The organism is Mycobacterium sp. (assembly GCF_052144515.1).
Taxonomy (GTDB): Bacteria; Actinomycetota; Actinomycetes; order Mycobacteriales; family Mycobacteriaceae; genus Mycobacterium.
The window spans coordinates 1-4906 of sequence record NZ_JBKQQD010000422.1 but is presented as its reverse complement, the minus strand read 5'-3'; the positions used below and the strand labels follow the sequence as shown (position 1 = coordinate 4906).

7 protein-coding genes are annotated in these 4906 nt (G+C 61.3%); 3 read left to right on the top strand and 4 right to left on the bottom strand.

The features are described from left to right. Window positions 1-616: metallophosphoesterase (locus ACLP9N_RS28365; protein WP_442410481.1), on the bottom strand; the 616-nt coding region annotated here is incomplete at its 3' end. Between the two features lie 528 nt (window positions 617-1144). Here ACLP9N_RS28365 and ACLP9N_RS28360 point away from each other — a divergent pair. Next, window positions 1145-1324 (top strand): hypothetical protein, encoded by a 180-nt coding sequence (locus ACLP9N_RS28360; RefSeq protein WP_442410480.1) that lies wholly within the window; start codon window positions 1145-1147, stop codon window positions 1322-1324. 12 nt (window positions 1325-1336) lie between these two features. On the opposite strand, the gene ACLP9N_RS28355 is transcribed toward ACLP9N_RS28360, so the two are convergent. From ACLP9N_RS28355 to ACLP9N_RS28345, 3 genes are all read right to left on the bottom strand, one after another. Next, window positions 1337-2461: an alkene reductase gene (locus tag ACLP9N_RS28355; protein WP_442410479.1), complete on the bottom strand. Its 1125-nt coding sequence runs from the start codon at window positions 2459-2461 to the stop codon at window positions 1337-1339. A 95-nt stretch (window positions 2462-2556) separates the two neighbouring features. Beyond that, complete coding sequence (locus tag ACLP9N_RS28350; protein WP_442410478.1) at window positions 2557-3306, bottom strand: glucose 1-dehydrogenase; 750 nt, start codon at window positions 3304-3306, stop codon at window positions 2557-2559. A gap of 102 nt (window positions 3307-3408) precedes the next feature. Continuing rightward, window positions 3409-3651 (bottom strand): hypothetical protein, encoded by a 243-nt coding sequence (locus tag ACLP9N_RS28345; RefSeq protein WP_442410477.1) that lies wholly within the window; start codon window positions 3649-3651, stop codon window positions 3409-3411. Between the two features lie 272 nt (window positions 3652-3923). On the opposite strand from ACLP9N_RS28345, the gene ACLP9N_RS28340 reads away from it, so the two are divergent. Beyond that, window positions 3924-4301, top strand: a complete 378-nt coding sequence (locus ACLP9N_RS28340) for a hypothetical protein (protein ID WP_442410476.1) — start codon at window positions 3924-3926, stop codon at window positions 4299-4301. Between the two features lie 53 nt (window positions 4302-4354). Continuing rightward, window positions 4355-4594, top strand: coding sequence for a hypothetical protein (locus ACLP9N_RS28335; protein ID WP_442410475.1), 240 nt, complete (start codon window positions 4355-4357; stop codon window positions 4592-4594). Window positions 4595-4906 lie beyond the last annotated feature (312 nt).

Sequence of the window (4906 nt, the reverse complement as noted above, 5' to 3'; positions counted from 1 at the left end):
ACTCAGGCTGCCATTTCCGATCTGTGGCGGAACCCAAGTGAGGCTTCATGACCGAACGCTCCCATTCTCTGCGATGCAGCGCAGCAAGCTGCTCCGTCGCACTTGCCGCTAACTCGAACGACAGCCCGCAGTGCAAGAACAAGTGACCGGGCGACTCGACTACCCAGGGCAGCGAAACCAGGAACGCCCGGTGGCTCTCAGGGATCGCTTCCCTGAGTTCCTCCAAATCACTCTCCCACTGCCCCCCACCTTGATTCGGTCTTCGACCGAGGTAGCCCAGGAAGGTCTGGTCGTGGTCATAGCGGCTCAAGTAGCTCTCGATCCAGTAGGGTGAGGGAGGACCGTCATCGAGCCGAGCGGCTCGCACCAGGGCAAGATCGTGGTTCCCCAGGATGGCGGAACCACCCAGTCGTCGGCTCAGTAAGTCGAGTACCAGGTCGATCGTCCCAGGGACATCCTCACCCCGGTCAACGAAGTCGCCCAGGAAAACCAACGCACAGTCGTCCCACTCTGAGACCATTTCGAGCCGGGTGACCAACCGCTCCAGTTGATCAAGTTGCCCGTGCAGGTCAGCGATGGCGATGATCGGGTAGTTCAGACTCGGGGGCAGGGTCATTCCATCGCCCTTTACCCAGGTGTAAGTGCACAACCTCTTCTATCCGTTCATTGTACTCAGTTCCTCTGACGCTGAAACAGTGCCAGAGAACGGCACAGGAAGTAAACGACAAACTCTCTGTGCCGATCATCAGGTTGAGGATGCAATGCACAGCCTCTGTGACACCCTATATCCGTACTGTGGACATAGGTGATGGAACGACGGAAAGTTTGACGTATTTCCCCGATTCCCATGACTTGACCGAGTAGGAGAGTTTTCCTGGAGTCCATTGGGCAACAGGCTGCCCCTGATCCCTCCAGTATGGTCTGATCGCTCTCGGTCGGATGCTCCTTCCAGACAGCTCGACACCTGATGCCATCGATACGGAGGATGTCAATCTTGTTGAACGTCCTCTTGCTTGTCTGGAGTACACGCCAAAGCGTTTCAATCTCATGGGCACCATCGCTAACCATGAGAGATTCCGCAACTATCATGACGCACGTCCTTGTTCTGAGCCACTGTCCGGGAAGTCTGACGGAGGAATGCCACATGGGTGTCGAAGCCAGCTATCGCCGCATCAACGCCCTGCCGACCACCGACACCCACCGGAAGCGGCTACACCCGAAGCCGGTCAAGGTGGTGAACATGCTCAAGCCCACGGTCAGACACGTCACCGAGATCGTCCCGCAGGGCATCGTCGCCAAGCTGCCGCCGACCCCGCCCCAGTGATCGAGGTGGGGTTCACGGCCTCGGCTCAGTGGACGACCCCGGCCACCCCTGTTGAGCCAGCGTGGGGTAGTCCGTATAGCCGTGATCGTCCCCGCCGTAGAATGTTCGCACGTCCCAAGGATTCAAAGGGGCGTCGAGCCGAAACCGCTCCACGAGGTCGGGATTGGAGATGAATGGCCGAGCGTACACCACGAGATCGGCCCGCCCCGCCGCTATCGCCGCCTCTCCCGTTGCCTTGCTGAACCCGCCCACCGCCAGCAGCGTCCCGGAGTACACCGGACGGAGCAGGTCGATGGGATTGAACGCCGGGCCGGTCCCCCGCCCGTAACCACTATCGTAGCCGACGTGAAGGTAGGCGAGGCCCAGCGGGTTCAACGACCGGGCGAGGTAGGTGTACGTCTCGGCGGGGTCGGCGTCGAAGATGTCATTGACGGTGAAGCCGGGGGCGATCTTGACGCCGATGCGATCCGCACCCCGCACGCTGCACAGAGCCTCAACCACTGCCAGTGTGAAGCGGGTCCGCCCCTCCAGCGAACCTCCGTAGGCGTCGGTACGACGGTTCGACCCCGTTACCTGAAACTGATGGGGAAGGTAGCCGGTCGCCGCATGGAGTTCCACCCCGTCGAAGCCCGCCGTGATCGACAACGCCGCTGCCCGGCGATACTCTTCGATGACAGCGGGTATTTCCTCCGTCTCCAAGGGGCGGGGCGTCTCGAACAATACTTTGAAGCCGAAGGTGTGAACCTGCCCGGAAACAGCGATGGCCGAAGGTGCGACGGGCAGGGCGTGGTCGGGCAGCAGGGACGAGTGGGACACCCGCCCGGCGTGCATGAGTTGCACGAAGATACGGCCCCCGGCAGCGTGGACGGCATCGGTCACTTTCCGCCAGCCCGCCGCCTGCTCTTCCGTGTGCAGGCCGGGTGGGTAAGTGTACCCCCGCCCCATCGGGCTTGGATGCGTTCCCTCGGTAATGATGAGTCCCGCCGAGGCTCGCTGCGAGTAGTAGCGGACCATCCTCTCGGATGGGACACAACCCTCGTCGGCCCGGATGCGGGTCATGGGCGACATGACGATGCGGTTGGGCAGTTCCAGCGGCCCGACCTTCACCGGCGTAAACAGCCCTGGTTGCTCTCGCATGTCACATCCCCCTGATGTCGCAACCGGATTGACGGCGTTGCGGTCGTCGTGTCGTTCCTGTCCGTTCCCTCGGCGGTCGAATGACTTTTCAGCCGTTACTGCGAGCAGACCCCGCCATCGACGGGCAGCGTGTGGCCGGTGACGTAACGGGCCTCGTCGGAGAGCAGCCACACCACGGCGTCAGCGATCTCTTCCGGCTGGCCGATCCGCCCCATCGGGACGAAGGCGGCGTAGCTGTGCGGGTCGCCGCCCGTCCCCTTCGCCAGCAGCGGCGTTTCGACCGGGCCGGGGCCGACCGCATTCACCCGGATGTTCTTCTTGGCATAGTCCAGCGCCGCCGCCTTGGTCATCCCGGTGACGGCGTGCTTGGTGGCGACGTACAGCGACCAGCCGGGGTAGCCGTTCAATCCGAAGATCGAGGACGTGTTCACGACGGCCCCGCCACCTGTCTTGAGCATTTGCTCGATCTCGTACTTCATGCAGTAGAACACGCCCTTGACGTTCACGTCGAACAAGGCCGTCACCTTGTCGATGTCCTGTTCATGCAGCGGAACTTGCTGCCCGTCCATCCCGGCGTTGTTGAAGGCCAGGTCGAGACGCCCGTACTCGCTGACGGTCCGCTCGACGAGCGCCTTCACGTCGCCTGGTCTGCTCACGTCTGTCTTCTGGAACACGGCCCGGCCCCCGGCCTGCTGGATCAGTTGCACGACCTCTTCGCCCTTGGCGGCGTCCCGGTTGCCGATCACGACCGCCGCCCCCGCCTTCGCCATCGCCAGGGCAGTCGCCCTGCCGATACCCGTCCCGCCGCCGGTCACGATCCCGACCTTGTCATTCAAGTTCGCCATGCCAATCTCCTTTCGACGCTCAACAGCGCCCATCACCGACCGAACTGCGAACGATCTCCGCACGTTTGCACGCCGGTTGCTGGACGGCGACGGGACACCGCTTTAACTCTCAGATGCCGCCTTCAACAGCGGCCCCCGGTTTTCCGTGGCCCACTGGCAGAACCCTTTCGAGTGTCGTCCGGTCACGAACGGCCCGTCGTCTCGCACGGTGCCGATATACCCCATCCGACCGTCCATCACCTGCCGCATGAACTCGACCCCGGCCTCGGCGTACCACGACTCGACCGGGATGTTGCCGGAAATGACCCCGGCAGGCAGAACCTCAAAGCGTGATTCATCGCTCATCTTGTTGTCTCCCCGGTGATCGTTCGCCTATCCCGGCTGGATCGAGCGATTCCACGACCTGATCATGATGATAGACTCGATCCGAAGGGGCAATCCCCCTTCGGCCTTCAATCCCCTTATGATAGACGTGATCCCGCCGACCGGGGAACAAGTAGGACAGGGATCGGGTTCTCGTCGTTGTCCGCTTTGAACTCCGTTCCGAGGAACGAGGAGTGCAACCGGGCTGATGGCGCTTTTTCTTGGATCGTCGAGTTCCTTCATGGATATTATCAGTGAGTAGTCCCATCTTCGAGATTCGCCAGGTCGGAGGACAAAACATGTGGTGTTGCCCGAAGTGCCGATCCAAGGTCGATGACTCGTTCGAGGTTTGCTGGTTCTGCGGGACGACTGCTGATGGCATCGAAGACCCGAACTTCGTCACCGCCGATGAAGCCGATCCGATTCCCGATGAGGAGCTTCCGGAGGGAACCGATGTCGATGATCCTCTCGCAGACTTCGCAGGAACACCCATGCCAGCTCTCGTCGAATGCTACATGGCAAGCGACACGATCGAGGCGAAGTTCATTGCTGACCAGCTAATGGAACAAGGCATTCCTGCGATCGCCGACAGGTTCGAGGTGGCGAGCGATTCTTTCCGACGCTCACGCTAGTGAAGTGACGGGGCTGGGCCGCTTGATGACCCGAGAGGGTGGAGCCGAGGTGGATGATGCCGAAGGAAATCTTCCCGTCGTCGTTCGAGTGCGACTGCGGGCACCAGTCGGATTTCTGTGAGGGGACGGTCAATGAGATGAAGCGCATGAGCCGTAGCAAAGAGGTCCGGCTGGGCGATGGCTGTGGTCCGGAGGAACACTTCATTGTGTTCCGAGGCGGAAAGATGGTTGACATTCAGTGCCCGAAGCAGAGGCAGAAGAAGATCGCACGAAAGACCGGTAAGAAGCCATGAGCACCAAGAACCGAAGGCGACTACACGCCGTCATCGACGCCAGGCTATCCGCCATTGCCACGTCCTTGCGGGAGCCTCCCCCTTGGAACGAACCTTGGCTCCGGCTCGGCCCGGAGTCCACCTGGGAGGAGCGGCTGTTCGTCTGCCAGGCGGTTCGGATTTCGGGCTCCATCGCTGCTGAGGCGGGTTAGGGCCCGCAAAAAATTAAGCGTTACAAACGAGGGAGGAGAAGGTATGATACGAGAATGAGCAAAGCCGAAGAACTTGAGCGGAAGTACGCCTTGCTGTTTCCGCACCTCAATGAGCGACAGC

Excerpts from the sequence above, each read along its gene's own strand:
- ACLP9N_RS28335 (WP_442410475.1), top strand. The coding sequence starts at position 4,355 with ATGATGCCGAAGGAAATCTTCCCGTCGTCGTTCGAGTGCGACTGCGGG.
- ACLP9N_RS28345 (WP_442410477.1), bottom strand. The coding sequence starts at position 3,651 with ATGAGCGATGAATCACGCTTTGAGGTTCTGCCTGCCGGGGTCATTTCC.
- ACLP9N_RS28355 (WP_442410479.1), bottom strand. The coding sequence starts at position 2,461 with ATGCGAGAGCAACCAGGGCTGTTTACGCCGGTGAAGGTCGGGCCGCTG.
- ACLP9N_RS28350 (WP_442410478.1), bottom strand. The coding sequence starts at position 3,306 with ATGGCGAACTTGAATGACAAGGTCGGGATCGTGACCGGCGGCGGGACG.
- ACLP9N_RS28360 (WP_442410480.1), top strand. The coding sequence starts at position 1,145 with ATGGGTGTCGAAGCCAGCTATCGCCGCATCAACGCCCTGCCGACCACC.